16 protein-coding genes and 1 tRNA gene are annotated in these 22252 nt (G+C 59.9%); 14 read left to right on the top strand and 3 right to left on the bottom strand.

Annotated elements, in window-relative coordinates; genetic code table 11:
* Nucleotides 1–63 precede the first annotated feature (63 nt).
* The 3 genes from ACTJK7_RS21715 to ACTJK7_RS21705 all read left to right on the top strand — a co-directional run bounded on the left by ACTJK7_RS21715 (nt 64) and on the right by ACTJK7_RS21705 (nt 4196).
* Nucleotides 64–1335, top strand: a complete 1272-nt coding sequence (locus ACTJK7_RS21715) for a YeaH/YhbH family protein (RefSeq protein ID WP_440779565.1) — start codon at nt 64–66, stop codon at nt 1333–1335.
* Nucleotides 1332–2903, top strand: coding sequence for a SpoVR family protein (locus ACTJK7_RS21710; RefSeq protein ID WP_011336213.1), 1572 nt, complete (start codon nt 1332–1334; stop codon nt 2901–2903). The genes ACTJK7_RS21715 and ACTJK7_RS21710 overlap by 4 nt, the downstream gene beginning before the upstream one ends.
* Nucleotides 2904–2966: 63 nt before the next feature.
* Nucleotides 2967–4196, top strand: coding sequence for a multifunctional CCA addition/repair protein (locus ACTJK7_RS21705; RefSeq protein WP_323150843.1), 1230 nt, complete (start codon nt 2967–2969; stop codon nt 4194–4196).
* 39 nt (nt 4197–4235) lie between these two features.
* Here ACTJK7_RS21705 and folK read toward each other — a convergent pair whose 3' ends face one another.
* A complete protein-coding gene (gene folK, locus ACTJK7_RS21700) occupies nt 4236–4754 on the bottom strand; it encodes a 2-amino-4-hydroxy-6-hydroxymethyldihydropteridine diphosphokinase (RefSeq protein ID WP_323150842.1) in 519 nt (172 codons plus the stop codon).
* Nucleotides 4745–5101, bottom strand: a complete 357-nt coding sequence (gene folB, locus ACTJK7_RS21695) for a dihydroneopterin aldolase (protein WP_064380331.1) — start codon at nt 5099–5101, stop codon at nt 4745–4747. Before folB ends, folK begins: the two co-directional genes overlap by 10 nt.
* A gap of 74 nt (nt 5102–5175) precedes the next feature.
* Here folB and plsY point away from each other — a divergent pair, with 74 nt between their 5' ends.
* On the top strand, nt 5176–5745 hold the full coding sequence (gene plsY / locus ACTJK7_RS21690) for a glycerol-3-phosphate 1-O-acyltransferase PlsY (RefSeq protein WP_007959895.1): 570 nt from the start codon (nt 5176–5178) through the stop codon (nt 5743–5745).
* 23 nt (nt 5746–5768) lie between these two features.
* Here plsY and tsaD read toward each other — a convergent pair whose 3' ends face one another.
* Nucleotides 5769–6794, bottom strand: coding sequence for a tRNA (adenosine(37)-N6)-threonylcarbamoyltransferase complex transferase subunit TsaD (tsaD, locus tag ACTJK7_RS21685; RefSeq protein WP_323150841.1), 1026 nt, complete (start codon nt 6792–6794; stop codon nt 5769–5771).
* A gap of 199 nt (nt 6795–6993) precedes the next feature.
* Here tsaD and rpsU point away from each other — a divergent pair, with 199 nt between their 5' ends.
* From rpsU to pqqF, 10 genes are all read left to right on the top strand, one after another.
* The gene (gene rpsU, locus ACTJK7_RS21680; protein WP_002551877.1) at nt 6994–7209 is read left to right on the top strand and encodes a 30S ribosomal protein S21; all 216 of its coding nucleotides are present in this window, start codon (nt 6994–6996) and stop codon (nt 7207–7209) included.
* Between the two features lie 480 nt (nt 7210–7689).
* Entirely contained in the window at nt 7690–9657 is a 1968-nt protein-coding gene (gene dnaG / locus ACTJK7_RS21675) for a DNA primase (RefSeq protein ID WP_236195732.1), read from the top strand.
* A 67-nt stretch (nt 9658–9724) separates the two neighbouring features.
* Nucleotides 9725–11572: an RNA polymerase sigma factor RpoD gene (gene rpoD / locus ACTJK7_RS21670; protein ID WP_039768067.1), complete on the top strand. Its 1848-nt coding sequence runs from the start codon at nt 9725–9727 to the stop codon at nt 11570–11572.
* Between the two features lie 126 nt (nt 11573–11698).
* Nucleotides 11699–15445 (top strand): bifunctional diguanylate cyclase/phosphodiesterase, encoded by a 3747-nt coding sequence (locus ACTJK7_RS21665; protein WP_108563395.1) that lies wholly within the window; start codon nt 11699–11701, stop codon nt 15443–15445.
* 15 nt (nt 15446–15460) lie between these two features.
* Nucleotides 15461–15537 (top strand) — tRNA-Ile (locus tag ACTJK7_RS21660).
* 203 nt (nt 15538–15740) lie between these two features.
* Nucleotides 15741–16301, top strand: a complete 561-nt coding sequence (locus ACTJK7_RS21655) for a PBECR2 nuclease fold domain-containing protein (RefSeq protein WP_108563396.1) — start codon at nt 15741–15743, stop codon at nt 16299–16301.
* Between the two features lie 309 nt (nt 16302–16610).
* A complete protein-coding gene (locus tag ACTJK7_RS21650; RefSeq protein WP_007959884.1) occupies nt 16611–17072 on the top strand; it encodes an Lrp/AsnC family transcriptional regulator in 462 nt (153 codons plus the stop codon).
* Nucleotides 17073–17218: 146 nt separating this feature from the next.
* Entirely contained in the window at nt 17219–18901 is a 1683-nt protein-coding gene (locus ACTJK7_RS21645) for a flavin monoamine oxidase family protein (protein ID WP_064380322.1), read from the top strand.
* Nucleotides 18902–18913: 12 nt separating this feature from the next.
* Nucleotides 18914–19708 (top strand): carbon-nitrogen hydrolase family protein, encoded by a 795-nt coding sequence (locus ACTJK7_RS21640; protein WP_011336225.1) that lies wholly within the window; start codon nt 18914–18916, stop codon nt 19706–19708.
* Between the two features lie 38 nt (nt 19709–19746).
* On the top strand, nt 19747–22173 hold the full coding sequence (pqqF, locus tag ACTJK7_RS21635; RefSeq protein WP_108563397.1) for a pyrroloquinoline quinone biosynthesis protein PqqF: 2427 nt from the start codon (nt 19747–19749) through the stop codon (nt 22171–22173).
* Nucleotides 22174–22252 lie beyond the last annotated feature (79 nt).

Genomic DNA, 22252 nt, shown 5'->3' with positions numbered 1-22252 from the left:
GGCATTCGGTTCAATGCTGCATGACCGCTCGCCCCTTTGCAGGACAGCTTCTAAGGAGCAGTCATGAGCTATGTGATCGACCGACGTCTCAATGGCAAGAACAAGAGCACGGTGAACCGTCAGCGCTTCCTGCGGCGTTACCGTGACCACATCAAGAAGGCTGTCGAAGAGGCGGTCAGCCGGCGTTCCATCACCGATATGGAGCACGGCGAGCAGATCAGCATCCCCGGTCGCGATATCGACGAACCGGTGCTTCACCATGGTCGCGGCGGCAAGCAGACCGTGGTTCATCCCGGCAACAAGGAATTCACCGCTGGCGAACACATCGCGCGTCCGCCGGGAGGTGGCGGAGGCCGTGGGCCGGGCAAGGCCGGCAACTCCGGCGAAGGCATGGACGAATTCGTTTTCCAGATCACCCAGGAAGAATTCCTCGAATTCATGTTCGAGGACCTCGAACTGCCCAACCTGGTCAAGCGCAACCTGACCGGCACCGATACCTTCAAGACCGTGCGCGCCGGGATCAGCAACGAGGGCAATCCGTCGCGGATCAACATCATCCGCACCCTGCGTTCGGCTCATGCGCGACGCATTGCGTTATCGGGCAGCAGCCGCGCCAAATTGCGCGAGGTCAAAGAGAAGCTGGCGCGACTCAAACGCGAAGAACCGGACAACTTCGGCGATATTCAGGATCTTGAAGCAGAAATCGAGCGACTCAGTGCGCGTATCCATCGCGTGCCGTTTCTCGATACGTTCGATTTGAAATACAACCTGCTGGTCAAGCAACCCAATCCAAGCTCCAAAGCCGTGATGTTCTGCCTGATGGACGTTTCCGGCTCCATGACCCAGGCAACCAAGGACATCGCCAAGCGTTTCTTCATCCTGCTGTACCTGTTCCTCAAACGGAACTACGACAAGATCGATGTGGTGTTCATCCGCCACCACACCAGCGCCCGGGAAGTGGACGAAGAGGAGTTTTTCTATTCCCGCGAGACCGGCGGCACCATCGTTTCCAGTGCACTCAAGCTGATGCAGGAGATCATGGCCGAGCGCTACCCGAGCAATGAATGGAACATCTACGCCGCCCAGGCTTCCGACGGCGACAACTGGAACGACGACTCACCGATCTGCCGCGACATCCTGATCAACCAGATCATGCCGTTCGTGCAGTACTACACTTACGTGGAGATCACCCCGCGCGAACATCAGGCCTTGTGGTACGAGTACGAACGCATCGCCGAAGCTTTTTCCGACACTTTTGCCCAGCAACAACTGGTCTCGGCCGGGGATATCTATCCGGTCTTCCGTGAACTCTTCCAGCGCAGGTTAGTGACATGACCGCCAAGACCGCCAAAGAGCAGAAGCGCCAACCCATTTCCACCGGCTCGGAATGGACTTTCGAGCTGATCCAGACGTACGACCGTGAAATCGCCCGTATCGCGGCCCGTTATGCTTTGGATACCTACCCCAACCAGATCGAAGTGATTACCGCCGAGCAGATGATGGACGCCTACGCGTCGGTCGGCATGCCGCTGGGCTATCACCACTGGTCCTACGGCAAGCACTTCCTCAGCACCGAGAAATCCTACAGTCGCGGGCAGATGGGGCTGGCGTACGAGATCGTGATCAACTCGGATCCGTGCATCGCCTACCTGATGGAGGAAAACACCATCTGCATGCAGGCACTGGTGGTCGCGCATGCATGCTACGGCCACAACAGCTTCTTCAAGGGCAACTATCTGTTCCGCACCTGGACCGACGCCAGTTCGATCATCGATTACCTGGTATTCGCCAAGCAGTACATCATGCAGTGCGAGGAGCGCCACGGGATCGATGCCGTGGAGGATCTGCTCGATTCCTGCCACGCCCTGATGAACTACGGTGTCGACCGCTACAAACGTCCGTACCCGATTTCCGCCGAAGAGGAGCGGCGTCGGCAGAAGGATCGCGAAGAACACCTGCAGAAGCAGATCAACGACCTGTGGCGCACGATTCCCAAAGGCGCGGACAAGTACAGCGACAAGGACAACGCGCGCTTCCCGGCCGAGCCGCAGGAAAACATCCTGTATTTCATCGAGAAACACGCCCCGCTGCTGGAACCCTGGCAGCGCGAGATCGTGCGGATCGTGCGCAAGATCGCCCAGTATTTCTATCCGCAGCGCCAGACTCAGGTGATGAACGAAGGCTGGGCGACGTTCTGGCACTACACGCTGATGAACGACCTGTACGACGAAGGCCTGGTGACGGACGGCTTCATGATGGAGTTCCTGACGTCCCACACCAGCGTGGTGTTCCAGCCGGGGTTCGACAGCCCTTATTACAACGGTATCAACCCGTATGCGCTGGGGTTTGCGATGTATCGCGACATCCGCCGCATGTGCGAAGAGCCCACGGAAGAAGACCGCCGCTGGTTCCCGGAAATCGCCGGCAGCGACTGGCTGTCGACCATCAAGTTCGCCATGAGCAGCTTCAAGGATGAGAGCTTCATCCTGCAGTACCTGTCACCCAAGGTGATCCGTGACCTGAAGCTGTTCAGCATCCTCGATGACGATCAGAAGGACGATCTGCTGGTGCCCGCAATCCATGACGAGGGCGGTTACCGGATCATCCGCGAGACCCTGGCCGCGCAGTACAACCTGGGCAACCGCGAACCGAACGTGCAGATCTACAGCATCGACCGCCGCGGCGACCGCTCGCTGACCCTGCGCCACCAGCAACACGACCGCAAACCGCTGGGCGATTCCACCGAGGAGGTTCTTAAACACCTGCACCGGCTGTGGGGCTTCGACATTCATCTGGAAACCCTGCAGGGCGACCAGATCATGAAGACCCATCATGTTCCGCCCCGCAGCGAACACAGCGAGGGGGATTACGGTCGACTCGACCTGGCCGTCATTCATCTTTGATCCCGTTCAGGCCTCCGAAAGTCCGGCGCAAGGGTTATCCTGTCGGGCCAACGGAGGTTTTTTATGCAGATTTACAAGGTCGGCGGTGCGGTACGTGATCGCCTGCTGGGCAAACCGGTCACCGATATCGATTGGGTGGTGGTCGGCGCGACCACAGAAGAAATGCTCGCCAAGGGGTTTCGCCCGGTCGGCGCGGATTTCCCGGTATTTCTTCACCCGAAAAGTGGCGAGGAGTACGCCCTCGCCCGCACCGAGCGCAAGAGCGGTCGTGGTTATGGGGGTTTCACCTTTCACGCCAGCCCCGAGGTCACGCTTGAAGAAGACCTGATCCGCCGTGACCTTACGATCAACGCCATGGCCGAGGATGATCAGCAAAACCTGACCGATCCCTACCACGGCCAGCGCGATCTCGAAGAGCGGATTCTGCGCCACGTTTCCCCCGCGTTTGCCGAGGATCCGCTCCGGGTTCTGCGTGTTGCGCGCTTTGCCGCCCGCTACGCGGAGCTTGGTTTCAGGGTGGCGCCCGAGACCCTGGAGCTGATGCGTCAGCTCAGCGCATCGGGCGAACTGCAAGCCCTTACGGCCGAACGCAGCTGGAAAGAGATTTCCCGCGCACTGATGGAAGATCAGCCCCAAGTGTTCATTCAGGTGCTGCACGATTGCGGCGCCTTGAAGGTGCTGATGCCAGAGGTCGATGCCTTGTTCGGCGTACCGCAACCGGAAGCCCATCACCCGGAAATCGACAGCGGCCTTCACACCCTGAGCGTGCTTGAGCAGTCAGCCCTGCACAAACAACCGCTGACCGTGCGTTGGGCCTGCCTGCTGCACGACCTCGGCAAAGGCCTTACTCCAGAAGAGGAGTGGCCTCGACACATTGCCCATGAGCACAAAGGCCTGAAGTTGATCAAAGCGGTCAACGAGCGCTTCAAGGCACCGAAGGACTGTCAGGAGCTGGCCCTGCTGGTCGGCCAATATCACACCCACGGACATCGTGCTCTAGAACTGAAGGCTTCGACCTTGCTTGAGTTGCTGCAAAGCTTTGACGTTTACCGTCGGCCGCAGCGTTTCGAAGAATTCATCGTCGCGTGCGAGATGGACGCCCGAGGCCGCAAAGGGCTTGAGCAGCGCAGTTATCCACAGGCGGATTACCTGCGCGGCGCGGCCAATGTGGCCCGCAGTGTGGCCGTGCAGCCGTTGCTGGAGAAAGGATTCAAAGGCCCGGAACTGGGCGAGGCGCTCAAGCGCGAACGGCTCAAGGCGTTGAAGGCTTACAAGGAATCGGCGGTGCCTTGAAAACACCCGATCCGCCCTCGCAAGGGCGGATCAAACTGTTCAAGACAGTTCTGAAGGCGTGAGCTGAGTACCGCGCCACTCAAATCCGACCGGTGCCAGCACCTGATCGATCTGTGCTTCGGCCCACAATGTGGCAAAGCTTTTTCCTGCACCGGGATGCACCCGATCCGGCGCAATCAGCGACAGCGGCCACAATACAAAGGCATTCTTCAGGATCTCCGCGCGGGGCAGGATCAGTCCGTCGAAGTTGCCGGTCAGATCGCCATACAGCAACACGTCGATATCCAGCGGCAAGCCTTTGCGATCCGGCGCATAGCGGCCATTGTCCGCTTCAATGAACTTCAGGCGGCGATCCAGCTCGATCAACGGCAGATCCGTAAGAGCCGACACCACGAAGTTGAAGAACGGCCCGCTCTTGATCCCCACCGGCTGACTTTCGAATACAGGCGAACAGCGGATATCCACGAGAAACGTGGACAAGGCATCCAGACCGGCCTGCAAATGGGTTTCGCGCTCGATATTGCTGCCGAGCCCGAGATAGACCTGGGTCAGCGGCATCCGCGCTCGATCTCCACACCCACACCACCCTTGGCAGCCGGTACGGCACCTGGCTTGGTCAGCTTCAGGCGCACCCAGGTGATCTTGAATTCGCTCATCAGCACCTCAACCAGACGCTCGGCGAAGGTCTCGACCAGTTGATACCGGGATTGCTCCGCAAAGGCCTGGATCCGTGTGGACACACTGGCGTAATCGAGCGCCAGGGTCAGGTCGTCACCGGCAGCGGCCGGGCGATTGTCCCAGGCGAAGCTCAAATCAAGACGCAGGCACTGTCGGATGCCGCGCTCCCAGTCGTAGGCACCGATCACGGTGTCGACTTCCAGGCCCTCGATAAACACTCTGTCCAAGCACTTTTCTCCGCTGCACGACAAGGGCGCAATGCGCCGTTAGAATCAGGGCGTCCTCGCCCGGAATAGTTAGCATGTTTTGGTTACTGGCGATCCTCGCCTACCTGCTCGGCTCTCTGTCCTTCGCCATTTTGCTCAGCCGCCTGACCGGAAATCCGGATCCGCGAATGAGTGGCTCGGGTAATGCCGGCGCCACCAACATGCTGCGCCTGGCCGGACGCAAACTCGCGATCCTGACCCTGCTGGGTGATCTGTGCAAAGGCCTGCTGCCGGTGCTGATCGCTTCGGCAATGGGCCTTTCGCTACAGGATCAGGCGTGGATCGGCGTCTGCGCCGTGATCGGTCACCTGTTCCCTTTGTACTTTCGCTTTCGCGGTGGCAAGGGCGTCGCCACGGCGGCCGGCATGCTGCTGGGCCTGTATCCACCCGCTGCGCTGCTGGCCGTGTGCGCCTGGCTGCTGACGTTTTACCTGACCCGCACCAGTTCGCTGGCGGCGTTGATCGCCACTCCGCTGACCCTGCCGTTGCTGGCATGGCAGGAACCGGCGGCCCTGTTGCCGATGAGCACGCTGACACTGCTGATCGTCTGGCGCCACCGGGGCAATCTACGCGACCTGTTCGCCGGGCGCGAACGGCATTTTTAAATACCGCCCGTGAGCGCCGCTCATCACAGCGCCGACAATTGCTCCATCGGCCAGCGCGCCTGCACACTGATCGCCAGGCTCTCCTGCTGGCCGGCCTGCAACCGCTGGCAGCCGGCAAACGCGATCATTGCGCCGTTATCGGTGCAAAACTCGGGACGGGCATAAAACACATCGCCCTTCATGTCGCCGAGCATTTTCTCCAGCGAAACCCGCAGCGCCTTGTTGGCACTGACGCCGCCGGCGATTACCAGCCGCTTCATGTCCGCCTGTTTGAGGGCACGCTTGCACTTGATGGTCAAAGTCTCCACCACGGCCTGCTGGAACGCCAGCGCGATGTCGCAACGGGCTTGCTCGCTGTCGTCCCCGGCGCTGACGCACTGCTGCCAGGTGTTGAGAGCGAAGGTCTTCAAGCCGCTGAAGCTGAAATCCAGGCCCGGACGATCACACATCGGACGCGGGAAGGTGAAACGTCCTGCGACGCCCTTCTCTGCCAGCTTGGCGATTTCCGGACCGCCCGGATAATTCAGGCCCATCATTTTTGCAGTCTTGTCGAAGGCTTCGCCCGCGGCATCATCCAGCGTCTCGCCGAGCAGGCTGTATTGGCCGATGCCATCGACCTGAACCAGCTGCGTATGACCACCGGACACCAACAAAGCGACGAACGGAAATTCCGGCGGTTTTGGCTCCAGCATCGGCGCCAGCAAATGGCCTTCCATGTGGTGCACGCCGAGCGCCGGAATGCCCCAGGCAAACGCCAGCGCCTGGGCACACGAAGCACCCACCAGCAGCGCCCCGACCAGGCCGGGACCTGCGGTGTAGGCGATGGCGTCGATTTCGGTCGGCACGCAGTCGGCCTCGGCCAGCACCTGACGAATCAGGGGCAGCATGCGCTTTACGTGGTCGCGCGATGCGAGCTCCGGCACAACGCCGCCATAGACGCGGTGCAGGTCGATCTGACTGAACAGCGCGTCGGCCAGCAGTCCGCGCTCGCTGTCGTACAAAGCGACGCCGGTTTCGTCGCAGGAAGTTTCTAATCCCAGTACTAGCATGGGTTTGCGCCTTGTTTAGGCTGAATTCGAAGGCGCGCATAATAGTCGCCGCGTGATGCCCCGACCAGCGGTTTTCGATCAGAGGCTTTGCATTCCGAGCGATGAGGGGTTAACATCCGCAACCCTTAAAAACCGACGTCTTCAAGTGCTCTTTTGCCGCGAGGATGTTGACCCCGGTAATGAATGAAGGTAGCTCTGGATGCCAGCCGTCAAAGTTAAAGAGAACGAACCCTTCGACGTAGCTCTGCGTCGTTTCAAGCGCTCCTGCGAAAAAGCCGGTGTACTGGCTGAAGTTCGTAGCCGCGAATTTTACGAGAAGCCAACTTCTGAGCGTAAGCGCAAGGCAGCTGCTGCTGTTAAGCGTCACGCCAAGAAAGTTCAGCGCGAACAGCGCCGCGCCGTTCGTCTGTACTAATACACAGACGATCGTAGCAAGCTTCTGCCAAGCCCGGCCCTCAGCCGGGCTAATGGCATTTGCGTAAAACGCTTGATGCTTCACCGTCGAAGCCGCAGATGCGACCGAGACAAACCCGCTTCACCGCGTCAGGCCTGGCTCTTTTGCCAGCGGTGCACGTCTTTTCTGACGAGCCTTTCAAGGCTACTGACGAGCACACCCACTGATTCCTCTTACGACGATCAGCCCAAGGCACCTGCTTGCGTGCCCGCTTCATGAGCTATCCGAGGCCGATCGCCGGCCGTCAGCGGATTCAGCGCAACATTTTCGAATAGTCGAAGACTGATGAACACTAACGTCAGTGGATTTTCGGCAGATACACTTCCCGACAGCGATTACGCAAACGACACCGGTCGAGCCGCCCAATGTGCGCGCATCACTCAATGACCCGCGTCCGGCTGCCTTTCGCAACGGATCCCTTACAGCACAGACGAGAACGCCATGGCCGGGCTGATTCCCCAGAGCTTCATTGACGACCTTCTGAACCGCACCGACATCGTCGACGTGGTCAGCTCGCGCGTGCAACTGAAGAAGGCCGGCAAAAACTACACCGCCTGCTGCCCCTTTCATAAAGAGAAAACCCCGTCGTTCAGCGTCAGCCCCGACAAGCAGTTCTACTACTGCTTCGGCTGCGGCGCCGGTGGCAACGCCCTTGGCTTTCTCATGGATCACGACAACCTGGACTTCCCCCAGGCTGTCGAAGACCTGGCCAAAGCCGCCGGCATGGAAGTGCCGCGTGAAGAAGGCGGTCGTTCGAACAAACCGCGCCAGCCGACCGACTCACCGCTGTACCCGCTGCTCACCGCCGCCGCCGACTTTTATCGACAGGCGCTCAAAAGCCATCCGGCACGCAAGGCAGCGGTGGACTACCTCAAGGGTCGCGGCCTGACCGGCGAGATCGCCCGCGACTTCGGTCTCGGATTCGCACCACCGGGCTGGGACAACCTGCTCAAACACCTGAGCAGCGACACCTTGCAGCAGAAAGCCATGATCGAGGCCGGCCTGCTGATCGAAAACGCTGAAACCGGAAAACGCTACGACCGCTTCCGCGATCGCGTGATGTTCCCGATCCGCGACACCCGCGGACGGATCATCGCCTTCGGCGGCCGAGTACTCGGCGATGACAAGCCAAAGTACCTGAACTCGCCGGAAACTCCGGTGTTCCATAAAGGCCAGGAACTCTACGGCCTGTATGAGGCACGCAAGAACAATCGCAACCTCGACGAAATCATCGTCGTCGAGGGCTATATGGACGTCATTGCCCTGGCCCAGCAAGGCCTGCGCAATGCCGTCGCGACACTGGGCACCGCCACCAGCGAAGAACACCTCAAGCGCCTGTTTCGCGTCGTGCCGAGCGTGCTGTTCTGCTTCGACGGCGATCAGGCCGGCCGCAATGCTGCCTGGCGCGCACTGGAAGCAACACTGCCCAGCCTGCAGGACGGACGCCGTGCACGCTTTCTGTTTCTGCCCGAAGGCGAAGACCCGGACACATTGATTCGCGCCGAGGGCACTGACGCCTTCCGCGCCCGGATCAATCAGCACGCGCAGCCGCTGGCGGACTACTTCTTCCAGCAACTGACCGAAGAAGCCGACCCGCGCTCGCTGGAGGGCAAGGCCCACATGGCCACGCTCGCAGCACCGCTGATCGACAAGGTACCCGGCGCCAACCTGCGCATCCTGATGCGTCAGCGCCTGACCGAGATCACCGGCCTGAGCAGCGAGAGCGTCAGCCAGCTGGCCCAGAGCGCACCGCAGGAAGCGCCGCCGGCCTACGACCCGGGCATTGATTACGACGCCATGCCGGACTACAGCGACTACCATCAGCCGCAGGCACAGGAAATGTATGTGCCGCAGCAAGAGTGGACGCCGAAGAAACCCGGCACCGGCGGCAAGAAATGGGACAAGAAACCGTGGGACAAGAATGGCAAGCGCGGGGGTGATCGCGACCAACCACGTGCCCCACGCGTGCCGGCCGCCGTCGAACCACCAACCCTGGCCGCCCTGAGAACCTTGCTGCATCACCCGCAACTGGCGGAAAAAGTCGAGGACGCCGGGCACTTCGCGGACGAGAACCAGACCAACGCACAACTGCTCGTGGCACTGCTCGAAGCCGTACAGAAGAATCCCAAGCTAAACTCATTTCAGTTGATCGCGCGATGGCACGGAACCGAACAGGGCCGCCTGCTAAAGGCGTTGGCGGAAAAGGAATGGCTGATTGACGGAGACAACCTTGAACAACAGTTTTTCGACACCATTACTAGCTTGTCAGCCCGCCAACGCGAGCGAAATCTGGAACAACTGCTCAGGAAAGCGCGTCAAAGCGAACTGAGCGCCGAAGAGAAAAATCAACTGCGCGACCTTTTAAGTCGCAATGTTTCCGCATCAAACCCGACCTCAACTGGCGCGTGAGGTCATAGCTCAGGTATAATCCTCGGCTTGTTTTTTGCCCGCCAAGACCTTCAGTGGATAGGGTGTTATGTCCGGAAAAGCGCAACAGCAGTCTCGTATTATTGAGTTGATCAAACTGGGTCGTGAGCAGAAGTATCTGACTTACGCCGAGGTCAACGACCACCTGCCCGAGGATATTTCAGATCCGGAGCAGGTGGAAGACATCATCCGCATGATTAACGACATGGGGATCCCCGTACACGAGAGTGCTCCGGATGCGGACGCCCTTATGCTGGCCGACGCCGATACCGACGAGGCCGCTGCGGAAGAAGCAGCCGCTGCGTTGGCGGCGGTGGAGACCGATATCGGTCGCACCACTGACCCGGTGCGCATGTACATGCGTGAAATGGGTACGGTCGAGCTTCTGACTCGTGAAGGCGAAATCGAAATCGCCAAACGTATCGAAGAAGGCATCCGTGAAGTGATGAGCGCCATCGCGCACTTCCCCGGCACGGTTGACCATATTCTCTCCGAGTACACTCGCGTCACTACCGAGGGCGGTCGCCTGTCCGACGTTCTGAGCGGTTACATCGACCCGGACGACGGCATTGCGCCGCCTGCCGCCGAAGTGCCGCCGCCGATCGACGCGAAAGCGGCGAAAGCCGAAGAATCCGACGACGATGACGACGCCGAAGCTTCCGATGACGAAGAAGAAGCCGAAAGCGGTCCGGATCCGGTCATTGCCGCACAGCGCTTCGGTGCTGTCGCCGACCAGATGGAAATCACCCGCAAGGCCCTGAAAAAGCACGGTCGTCACAACAAGGCGGCAATTGCCGAACTGTTGGCCCTGGCCGAGCTGTTCATGCCGATCAAACTGGTGCCGAAGCAATTCGAAGCCCTGGTCGAGCGTGTTCGCAGCGCCCTGGATCGTCTGCGTCAGCAAGAGCGCGCGATCATGCAACTCTGCGTACGTGATGCACGTATGCCTCGCGCCGACTTCCTGCGCCAGTTCCCGGGCAACGAAGTCGACGAAAGCTGGTCCGACGCCCTGGCCAAAGGCAAGAGCAAGTACGCCGAAGCCATCGCCCGCGTGCAACCGGACATCATCCGTTGCCAGCAGAAGCTGACTGCGCTGGAAACCGAGACCGGTTTGACCATCGCCGAGATCAAGGACATCAACCGTCGCATGTCGATCGGTGAGGCGAAAGCCCGCCGTGCGAAGAAAGAGATGGTTGAAGCAAACTTGCGTCTGGTGATCTCCATCGCCAAGAAGTACACCAACCGTGGCCTGCAATTCCTCGACCTGATCCAGGAAGGCAACATCGGTCTGATGAAAGCGGTGGACAAGTTCGAATACCGTCGTGGTTACAAGTTCTCGACTTATGCCACCTGGTGGATCCGTCAGGCGATCACTCGCTCGATCGCCGACCAGGCCCGCACCATCCGTATTCCGGTGCACATGATCGAGACGATCAACAAGCTCAACCGTATTTCCCGGCAGATGCTGCAGGAAATGGGTCGCGAACCGACCCCGGAAGAGCTGGGTGAACGCATGGAAATGCCTGAGGACAAGATCCGCAAGGTATTGAAGATCGCCAAAGAGCCGATCTCCATGGAAACCCCGATCGGTGATGACGAAGACTCTCATCTGGGTGACTTCATCGAAGACTCGACCATGCAGTCGCCAATCGATGTCGCCACTGTCGAGAGCCTGAAAGAAGCGACCCGCGAAGTGCTGTCCGGCCTTACTGCCCGTGAAGCCAAGGTACTGCGCATGCGTTTCGGTATCGACATGAACACCGACCATACGCTCGAAGAAGTCGGCAAACAGTTTGACGTGACCCGTGAGCGGATCCGTCAGATCGAAGCCAAGGCGCTGCGCAAGCTGCGCCACCCGACGCGAAGCGAGCATCTGCGCTCCTTCCTCGACGAGTGATACCAGAACCCCCGGCCCAGGCCGGGGGTTTTGTTTTTACGGCAGATTAAATACCCAGCTCCGCCCTCCCCCTGCGCACAGCCCGTCTACACTCGAAACATTCCCCCGAGCCATAACGAGACCGTTATGCCCAGACTGGCGTCCGTGCTTTTTTTGCTGTCACTGATGATCTGGACCGCAACGGCTGACGCGCTGACTCTGACCGATGAAGAACGTAGCTGGCTGGCGGCTCACCCGGACTTGCGCCTGGGTGTCGATGCGTCGTGGCCACCCTTCGAGTTCCGCGACGATCAGAGCCGCTATCAGGGCCTGGCTGCGGACTATATCGATGTGATTCGCCAACGCTTGGCGATCAAACTCACGCCCATCGAGCCGGTGAGCTGGACGGTCGTGCTCGAACAGGCGAAAAACGGCACGATCGACCTGCTGCCGGGGATCATGTCTACCCCGGAACGCCAAAGCTACCTCTCATTTACCCGCCCTTACCTCGACTTTCCGATCGTCATCCTCGCCCACGTCGGCGGCCCGCAACCGCGCAAGCTCGAGGAGCTTTACGGTCTGAAAATCGCCGTAGTGGAAAACTACGCCCCCCATGAGCTGCTGCGCACCCATCACCCCGACCTGAACCTGGTGGCGATGCCCAATGTCAGCTCCGCGTTACAGGCTCTGGCCACCGATGAAGTGGACGCAGTGGTTGGCGACCTGGCCTCCAGTGTCTGGAGCCTGCGCCAGCTCAAACTGGATGGTTTGTATGTCAGTGGCGAAACCCCTTATCGCTACCAACTGGCGATGGGCGTTCCTCGGGACAACAAAATGCTGGTGGGGATTCTGGACAAGGTGCTGGCCGACATGTCCCCGGAAGAAATCAGCAGCATTCAGGAGCATTGGGTCGGCAACGTCCTCGATCACCGGACATTCTGGTCGGATCTGCTGATTTACGGGTTACCGGGCCTCTCGCTTCTGGTCATCGTGCTGGCGGTGGTGATCCGCATCAACCGTCGTCTGAGCTCGGAAATTGCCCGACGCATCGACCTCGAACAGGAGCTGCGCAGCAGCGAATACCATTATCGCGGACTGGTGGAGAGTCTTTCGGCCATCGCCTGGGAAGCGCGGATCAGCGATTTCACCTACAGCTATGTGTCACCCCACGCCGAAGACCTGCTCGGCTATCCGCTGTCTCATTGGCTGATTCCGGGCTTCTGGCGCAACATCATTCACCCGGCCGATCTGACCCGCGCCCAGAGTTTCTGCGATCACGAAGTCTTGGCTGGACGCGACCACAGCCTCGATTACCGGGTGATCACCGCTGACGGCCGCTGCCTGTGGGTGCGCGACATCGTCAGCCTGATCGAACATGGCCATGAACCGGTGATGCGCGGTCTGATGATCGACATCAGCGAAACCAAGCGCACTGAAGAGGCGTTGCGCCTGTCGGAACAGAAGTTCGCGTCGGTATTCCAGCAATGCCCGGACATCCTGGTCATCGCCCGGCTCTCGGACGGCTGCCTGCTGGAGGTTAACGAGGCTTTTGAGGAACAGATCGGGCTCAAGGCCGAAGAGGTGATTGGCCAGACCGCCACCGAACTCAACATCTGGGGCATTCCCGGAGTCGGCCCGGGCCTCCTTCAGCGCCTGCAAGCCGGCAGCATTCGCAACCTGGAGATGCCCTTTCGCCGCAACAATGGTCAGGTGTTCACCGGGCTGATTTCCGCCGAACCCTTCGAGCTCGACACCACGCCGGCGCTGGTCGTGGTGGTGCGCGACATTACCCAGCTCAAGGAAACCCAGCAGCAACTGCAAACCTCCGAAGAGAAGTTCGCCAAGGCCTTCCACGCCTCGCCTGACGGTCTGCTGCTGTCGCGCCAGAGCGATGGTCTGCTGCTGGAGGTCAACGAAGGTTTCAGTCGTATCACCGGTTTCAACAGCGCCATGTCGGTGGATCGCTCGGCGCTGGACCTGGGCATCTGGGTCAATCTCAACGAACGCAAGCAAATGCTCGATCTGCTGCACCGCGACGGGTTCGTTCGCGACTTCAGCTGCCACATCCGCCGCAGCGACGGGCAGATCCGCCTTTGCGAAGTGTCCAGCCGTCCACTGCCGATCGGCGACGAAGACTGCATGCTGACCATCGCCCGGGACATCACCGAACGCCACCTGATGCAGGAAAAACTGCAACAGGCCGCAACCGTGTTCGAAAGTACCGCCGAAGGCGTGTTGATCACCGACACCCAGCAACACATCAGTGCCGTAAACCGGGCGTTCACCGAAATCACCGGTTACAGCGAAAGTGAAGCGCTCGGTCACACTCCGCGCCTGCTTGCATCCGGTCTACACGACAGCGCGTTCTATGCGGCGATGTGGCATCAATTGACCGACGAAGGCCATTGGCAGGGCGAAATCTCCAACCGGCGCAAGAACGGCGAACTGTACCCGAGCTGGCTGACCATCAGCGCCGTCCGCAACCGCGACAAGTTCATCACCCACTTCGTTGCGGTGTTTGCAGATATCTCCAGCCTCAAGCACGCCCAGGCCAAACTCGACTACCAGGCGCATCACGACCCGCTCACTGGCCTGCCAAACCGCACGCTGTTCGAAAGCCGTCTGTTGATGGCACTCAACAGCCAGCAGGAAAACGGCGGCCAGGGCGCGGTGCTGTTCCTCGATCTCGACCGCTTCAAGCACATCAATGACAGCCTCGGTCACCCGGTCGGTGATTTGCTGCTCAAGGGCATCGCCGTGCGCCTCAAGGAACAACTGCGTGATATCGACACCGTGGCGCGGCTGGGGGGCGACGAGTTCATTATTCTGCTGCCCGGCCTGCAACAACCCGGCGATGCCGACAACATCGCCACCAAATTGCTGAACTGCTTTGGCGCGCCATTCCAGGCCGGCGAGCATGAGTTTTTCATCAGCGCCAGCATCGGCACCAGCCTTTACCCACGCGACGGCTGCGATGTCGCGACCCTGATCAAAAATGCGGACGCGGCGATGTACCGCTCCAAGGCCAAGGGCCGCAACCGGGTCGAAAGCTACACCCGCGATCTCACCGCCCAGGCCAGCGAACGCGTGGCACTGGAGCACGAACTTCGCCGGGCCATCGAGCGCGAAGAGCTGTACCTCTATTACCAACCGAAAATCAGCCTCGACGATCACAGCCTGGTCGGCGCCGAAGCCCTGATCCGCTGGCGCCACCCGAACTTCGGCGATGTGCCACCGGAGCACTTCATCCCGCTGGCGGAAGAGAACGGCATGATTCTGCAAATCGGCGACTGGGTGCTGGAAACCGCCTGCCGGCAGATGTTCGAGTGGGGCCAGATCTATGAATCCCTCGGCCCGCTGTCGGTGAACCTCGCCGGCGCACAACTGCGCCAGCCGAACCTGCTGGGACGCATCGAGCAACTGCTCAAGGACAACCGCCTGCAACCGGAATTACTGCAACTGGAAATTACCGAAAACTTCATCATGAGCCAGGCTGAAGAAGCCCTGGCGGTGCTGCACCAGCTCAAACACCTGGGCGTGCAACTGGCCATCGACGACTTCGGCACCGGTTATTCCTCGCTGAGTTATCTCAAACGCCTGCCACTGGACATCCTCAAGATCGACCAGTCTTTCGTCCGCGGACTGCCCGACGACCCGCACGACGCGGCGATTGTCCGCGCCATCATCGCCCTGGGCCGCAGCATGCAATTCACCGTGATCGCCGAAGGCGTGGAAACCCAGGCCCAGCAACAATTCCTCGCCGCCGAAGGCTGTGAACAGATCCAGGGCTACATCGTCAGCCTGCCGCTGCCGCCCGAGGAATTCGCCGCGACGTTTCTTCGCATATCCGTATCGGATTTTTCGGATAGCACAGCCGAGAAACCGTCGCTATAATCCGCGGCCTACTGAGGGCCTATAGCTCAGTTGGTTAGAGCAGAGGACTCATAATCCTTTGGTCCACGGTTCAAGTCCGTGTGGGCCCACCAAACATGAAAAAGCCGCGCTTATGTGCGGCTTTTTTTCGCCTGTCGTTTGGCGATTACGGTCGTTACAAGCGCCATACTCGGAAGACTACCGCGAGGTCTGTAGGTTATTTCCCAAGCTGTGTTTTCACTCAGTTTTCGGCCTTGTTGGCCTTTTCTCCGAACGAGTAATCTCCGGGCGCCGCTGTTCGCCAGGGATTACTTTCATGCTCGTGAATGCTGCGCCACTTATAAAAGAATCAGGTGGCCAACAAACATGGATCGACTTAGCTTTGCCCGACCTGCGAACACTGGCCAGGGAGCTTCGCTCGGCCGCAATTGATGAAGTGAAAAGGGCAGACGATGCGCAAGGAGCCCTCAGAATTCTCCTGACTCATTTCGGATTCATCGATGAGGCATTACTCGCAGTCACTATCCTCACACCGATCGGAAACGTTGCGGTCATGAGGGACAAACTCGCCCACATCGTCGAAAAACGCGCTGACTCACGAGAGCGCTACGTTCGGCATGCGATTGACACGCTGACGGGGCCGTTTGAAATATGGAGAGTGCTGTACGACAACGGCGGATACCGCATGGCTTTCATCAACGCCTATGAGGCAAAAAATGACATGCTCGTCGTGGTAGATGTCAGGCACGGACACGTCCTGTGGAACTTCATGCATGCTCCGGCAAGAGCGATGAACAAGCACCGTCAGGGCGAACTTCTCTACAAGAGATACATTCTTCAGGACAAACAAAAAGAGGAGCCTGTTGGCTCCCCTTGAATATTTGAATCCTGATATTGGCATCCTCAGGAAATGGGATGAAGAGGTCTCACCTTACACCGATGTTGCAGCATCGCTGAGGTACCTACGTCTGCTGAGGCCCTGCAAGGCAGCAGATTTCGCGCTCTTGAGGCCATTTTTGATAAAGGCAGCAGGCAAGTCAAATCATTTGTCTGTTCTTTTGTTTCAGTTAAATCCCCCGATCCGGCGGCTGCCTGATCCCCCGCCGCTCAATCAGCGCTCACAAGCGCCTCGCCGTACGAGCCTGTAACATGCAGCCACATTGATCCGTACCGCTGGAGCCTGCCCTTGCCCGACATCCGCCCACCCGTGCTCGATGAAATCGACCGCCAGCTGATCGCTGCCTTGCAAATCAACGCCCGTGAAAGCGTGGCGATGCTGGCCCGACAATTGGGGATCGCCCGCACGACCGTGACTTCACGACTGGCGCGGCTGGAAAAGGCCAAAGTCATCACCGGCTACGGCGTGCGTCTGGGCCAGCGCGTGGTGGACGGCGGATTGCAGGCTTACGTCGGGATCAAGGTGCAGCCACGCTCCGGCAAAGAGGTGTTGCGCCGTTTGAGCGCAATGGCTCAGGTGCAGCAATTGTGCGCGGTGAGTGGCGAATTCGATTATGTGGCGTGGCTGCGGACCGATTCGCCGGAGCAGCTTGATCAACTTCTGGATCAGATCGGCAGCGTAGACGGTGTGGAGAAAACCACGACCTCGATCATTCTCAGCAGCAAGATTGATCGCGGCCATCCAGTCTGACCAATAAAATCGTCAGATTGCAGCACATGCACTCAAAACGACGACACATTGCGTCTTATTAACGTGTTCTACGCTCCCTAGAATGGCTGGCATCTTTTCCTATACTCAGACGCGCCTCCAGCGTCGGGTCGCCAGCAAGGTCAGCCATGAACAAGAACAATCGCCATCCTGCAGACGGTAAGAAACCGATCACCATTTTCGGTCCGGACTTTCCTTTCGCCTTCGACGACTGGATCGAACACCCGGCCGGCCTGGGCAGCATTCCCGAGCACAACCACGGTGCCGAAGTAGCTATTGTCGGTGCCGGCATCGCGGGTCTGGTGGCGGCGTATGAGCTGATGAAACTCGGCTTGAAGCCGGTCGTTTATGAGGCCTCGAAGCTTGGCGGTCGTCTGCGTTCGCAAGCGTTCAACGGTACCGACGGCATCGTCGCCGAGCTCGGCGGCATGCGTTTCCCGGTGTCGTCTACCGCGTTCTATCACTACGTCGACAAACTCGGCCTCGAAACCAAGCCCTTCCCCAACCCGCTGACCCCGGCCTCCGGCAGCACCGTGATCGACCTGGAAGGAAAAACCCATTACGCACAGAGCCTGAAGGATCTTCCTGCACTGTTCCAGGAAGTGGCTGACGCCTGGGCTGACGCTCTGGAGGCTGGCTCACAGTTCGCCGATATCCAGCAGGCGATCCGCGACCGTGACGTGCCGCGCCTGAAAGAGCTGTGGAACACACTGGTACCGCTGTGGGACGACCGCACCTTCTACGACTTCGTCGCCACGTCGAAAGCCTTCGCCAAACTGTCGTTCCATCACCGCGAAGTGTTCGGCCAGGTTGGTTTCGGTACCGGCGGCTGGGACTCGGACTTCCCCAACTCGATGCTGGAAATCTTCCGCGTGGTGATGACCAACTGCGACGATCACCAGCACCTGGTGGTCGGCGGTGTGGAACAAGTACCGCAAGGCATCTGGCGTCATGCGCCGGAGCGCTGCGTACACTGGCCGGCAGGCACCAGCCTGAAATCGCTGCATCACGGTGCCCCGCGCTCCGGGGTAAAGAAAATCGCCCACGCGCCTGACGGACGTTTCGCGGTCACCGACAACAATGGCGACACCCGCGAATACGCCGCTGTACTGACCACCTGCCAGAGCTGGCTGCTGACCACCCAGATCGAATGCGACGAAACCCTGTTCTCGCAAAAGATGTGGATGGCACTGGACCGCACGCGCTACATGCAATCATCGAAGACCTTCGTGATGGTCGACCGCCCGTTCTGGAAGGACAAGGACCCGGAAACCGGCCGCGACCTGATGAGCATGACCCTCACCGATCGCCTGACCCGCGGCACCTATCTGTTCGACAACGGCGACGACAAACCCGGTGTGATCTGCCTTTCGTACTCGTGGATGAGCGATGCGCTGAAGATGCTCCCGCACCCGGTGGAAAAACGCGTGAAACTGGCGCTGGATGCGTTGAAGAAGATCTACCCGAAAGTCGACATCGCCGCGCGGATCATCGGCGATCCGATCACCGTGTCGTGGGAAGCCGACCCGCACTTCCTCGGTGCGTTCAAGGGCGCCCTGCCCGGCCACTATCGCTACAACCAGCGCATGTACGCGCACTTCATGCAGGACGACATGCCGCCGGAGCAGCGCGGCATTTTCATCGCCGGCGACGACGTATCGTGGACGCCGGCCTGGGTGGAAGGCGCGGTGCAGACGTCGCTTAACGCGGTGTGGGGAATCATGAAGCACTTCGGCGGGTCCACACATAAAGAGAACCCTGGCCCGGGTGATGTGTTCAACGACATCGGCCCGATCGCCCTGCCCGAGTAAGAGGAATCTTCAATGCGTGTAGCCCTTTACCAATGTCCACCGCTGCCACTGGAACCCGCCGCCAACCTTCAGCGCCTGCACCAACTGGCGATGGAGGCCAAAGGCGCCGACCTGCTGGTGGTGCCGGAGATGTTCCTGACCGGCTACAACATCGGCAAGGAGGCGGTCGCGACATTGGCCGAGGTCTACAACGGTGAGTGGGCCCAGCAAGTCGGACGGATCGCCAAGGCTGCCGGCCTGGCGATTCTTTATGGCTACCCGGAGCGCACCGCCGAAGGACAGATCTACAACGCTGTGCAGTTGATCGACTCAAGCGGCGAGCGCCTGTGCAATTACCGCAAGACGCATCTGTTCGGCGATCTGGATCGTTCGATGTTCAGTCCCGGCGATGGTGAGTTCCCCATCGTCGAGCTCAACGGCTGGAAGCTCGGTTTCCTGATCTGCTACGACCTGGAGTTCCCGGAAAACGCCCGGCGCCTGGCCCTTGAAGGCGCCGAGCTGATTCTGGTGCCGACAGCCAACATGATTCCTTTCGATTTCATTGCCGATGTTTCCGTGCGCTCTCGCGCCTTTGAAAACCAGTGCTACGTGGCGTACGCCAACTATTGCGGCCACGAAGGCGACATCCATTACTGCGGGCAAAGCAGCATCGCCGCGCCGGATGGCAGCCGCATTGCTCAGGCCGGGCTGGATGAAGCCTTGATCGTCGGCGAGCTGGATCGCCAGTTGATGGTCGACTCGCGCAGCGCCAACCGCTACTTCAACGACCGCCGCCCCGAACTTTACGACGCGCTCAACAAGCGCTAATCCGCTAGCATTGGCACTTCACTGTTCTGGAAGTGCCCATGCCTGCGCCGACTCATCCCCGTCCCCACACCGAAACCCTGGCCAACGGCTTGCGCGTGACCCTGCGTCACGTGCCCGGCCTGAAGCGCAGCGCCGCCGCGTTGCGGGTGGCTGCCGGCAGTCATGACGTGCCGTTGGCGTGGCCGGGGCTGGCGCACTTCCTTGAGCATTTACTGTTCCTAGGCACCGAGCGTTTTCCCGCACAGCAAGGGCTGATGGCCTACGTGCAAGGTCACGGCGGTCAGGTGAATGCCAGCACCCGCGAGCGCACCACCGATTTCTTCTTTGAGTTGCCGCCGGCGTCCTTCAGTGGTGGGCTGGAGCGTCTATCAGACATGCTCGCCCGACCGCTTATGAATCCGGACGATCAGGTGCGGGAACGGGAAGTGTTACAGGCGGAGTTTGTCGCGTGGTCGCAGGATGCTGCGGCTCAGCAGAAAGAGGCGCTGTTCGAGGGATTGTCGGCAGCGCATCCTTTGCGCGGCTTTCATGCCGGAAACCGCGACAGCCTGCCGGTTGAACAAGCGGATTTTCAGCAGGCGTTGAGAGATTTCCATCAGCAGTTTTACCGCACCGGGCAGATGATCCTGAGTCTGGTCGGGCCGCAGAGCGTGGAAGAACTGCGAGCGCTGGCGGAGCAGTTTGCCGCCGCGCTGACGGCTGGGGATAAAACTTCACAGGCAGCCCCCGTTCGCTTGATGGACACTCCACAGGCAAGTTATCAACAGGTCGGCGAACGGAACGGCAATCTGCTGTTTGCGTTGGAGGACTTGCCGGAGTCGTCGGCCGAAGCACTGGCATTTCTCTGTCACTGGTTGAACAGCGCCAAACCCGGTGGGCTGCTCGCTCACTTGCAACAGCAGGGATTCGCGGAAGGCTTACAGGCCTGTGTGCCCTATCAATTTGCTGAGCAGGCAGTTCTGCATCTTCAGTTCACTGGGGCATCCGGGTCACTCGACGCTCTCCGCGCACAGTTTCTCGACTGGTTGAGCTTCTTCGCAGCGCAGCAGGACTGGCCGGCGTTGCGTCAGGAGTATGCAATGCTGCTTGAACGGCAGCAGCAGGTCAGCGGCGCGTTGCAGCTGGCGCGAATCGACAGCGAACGACTTGAAAACGGCCTCTGCGATTCGGCCGTTGCGGCGCTGAAAGTGATTCTCGGCAAAATCGGCACTGTGGATAACTTCAGCAGCCACTGGCATCTACCCGCTGCCAATCCGTTCCTGCGCGCAGCCGAACCGCTGGCCAACGCCGGCCTGATCCGCGGCCAGACCAGCGCCCACCGAGGTCTGCGCACGTTCGCTCAGGATCGCTCGCGCAGCCGTCGCGAACGCTCGCCAATGCAATTCAGCCAGGCGCTGCCGGATAACGGTGACGAAGGTGCGGTATATGTTCGCTGGCAGACGGAAGCAGCGGCCACGGCCGAGCTGCAAGCGAAACTGCAACGCAGTCTGCGGGAGGTTTCTGACGACGCGCGTCAGGCCGGGGTCGAATTGTCCTTCAACGCCACGGGTAATCAGTGGCTGCTGAATCTCACCGGCCTGCAGGACACGCTGCCCGTTGTGCTGGAGCACGCGCTGAAATCTCTGACACAAGTGGGCGCCGACTCCGCGAAAGGCGAGCCGCAACCTGCGCTGATACCGATCCGCCAACTGCTCAAGGCATTGCCCGAAAAGTGCCTGACAGCGGTAGGCGAATCCGATGACGCCGCGCACCTGTGGACAACTTCCCGCTGGGACGGTCTGGCTTTGGGGCTAAACCAACAAACCCAGTCAGCCATGGGTCTGGCCCTGAGTCGCATCCCCGGCATCCCGGACAATCAAATTCCCGCACCTTCTGTCATGAAGGCTGAGCTCCAGTGGAGTCAGATCGACAGCGACTCCAGCGAACACGCCTTGTTGCTGTTCTGCCCGACCGCCAGCCACCAAATCGCTGACGAAGCCGCGTGGCGCCTGCTCGCGCACCTGTGCCAGACACCGTTCTACCAACGCCTGCGCGTCGAACTGCAACTGGGTTATGCGGTGTTCAGCGGGTTGCGCCAGATTCATGGCCAGAGCGGATTGCTGTTCGGTGTGCAATCGCCCACGGCCACCGCCGCGCAATTGCTCGACCACATTCAGCAGTTTCTCGATGGCCTGCCAGCCCTTGTCGAACAGCTGGATGCCGCCAGCCTCACTCAGCAACGCCAGACGCTTGCCGATCAGTTCGATGACAACGTCCTGTCCGGCAAAGATGCGGCCGAACTCCTGTGGCAGGCCCGCCTCGCCGGCCACTCGTCGGATTATCTGCTGCAATTACGCAGAGCAATCGCTCAACTGGATCGCCCGGCGTTGCTGGCCGCCGCACAACGTCTGATCCGCGCCGAGGGCGGCTGGCACGGTCTGGCCAACCGCCCTTCGCCGGGCGCGCCCTGGCACGCGGCTAAATGATCATTACCGGGGCTGCAAGGAGCTTTCTCAAAGATTCACGGGCAAAGCCCCTGAAATTTTGAGTAACATAGCCACCTAA

Origin of the sequence: Pseudomonas sp. 22085 (genome assembly GCF_052045815.1) — a bacterium.
GTDB lineage: Bacteria > Pseudomonadota > Gammaproteobacteria > Pseudomonadales > Pseudomonadaceae > Aquipseudomonas > Aquipseudomonas glycinae.
This window is presented reverse-complemented; position numbering and strand designations above follow the sequence as displayed.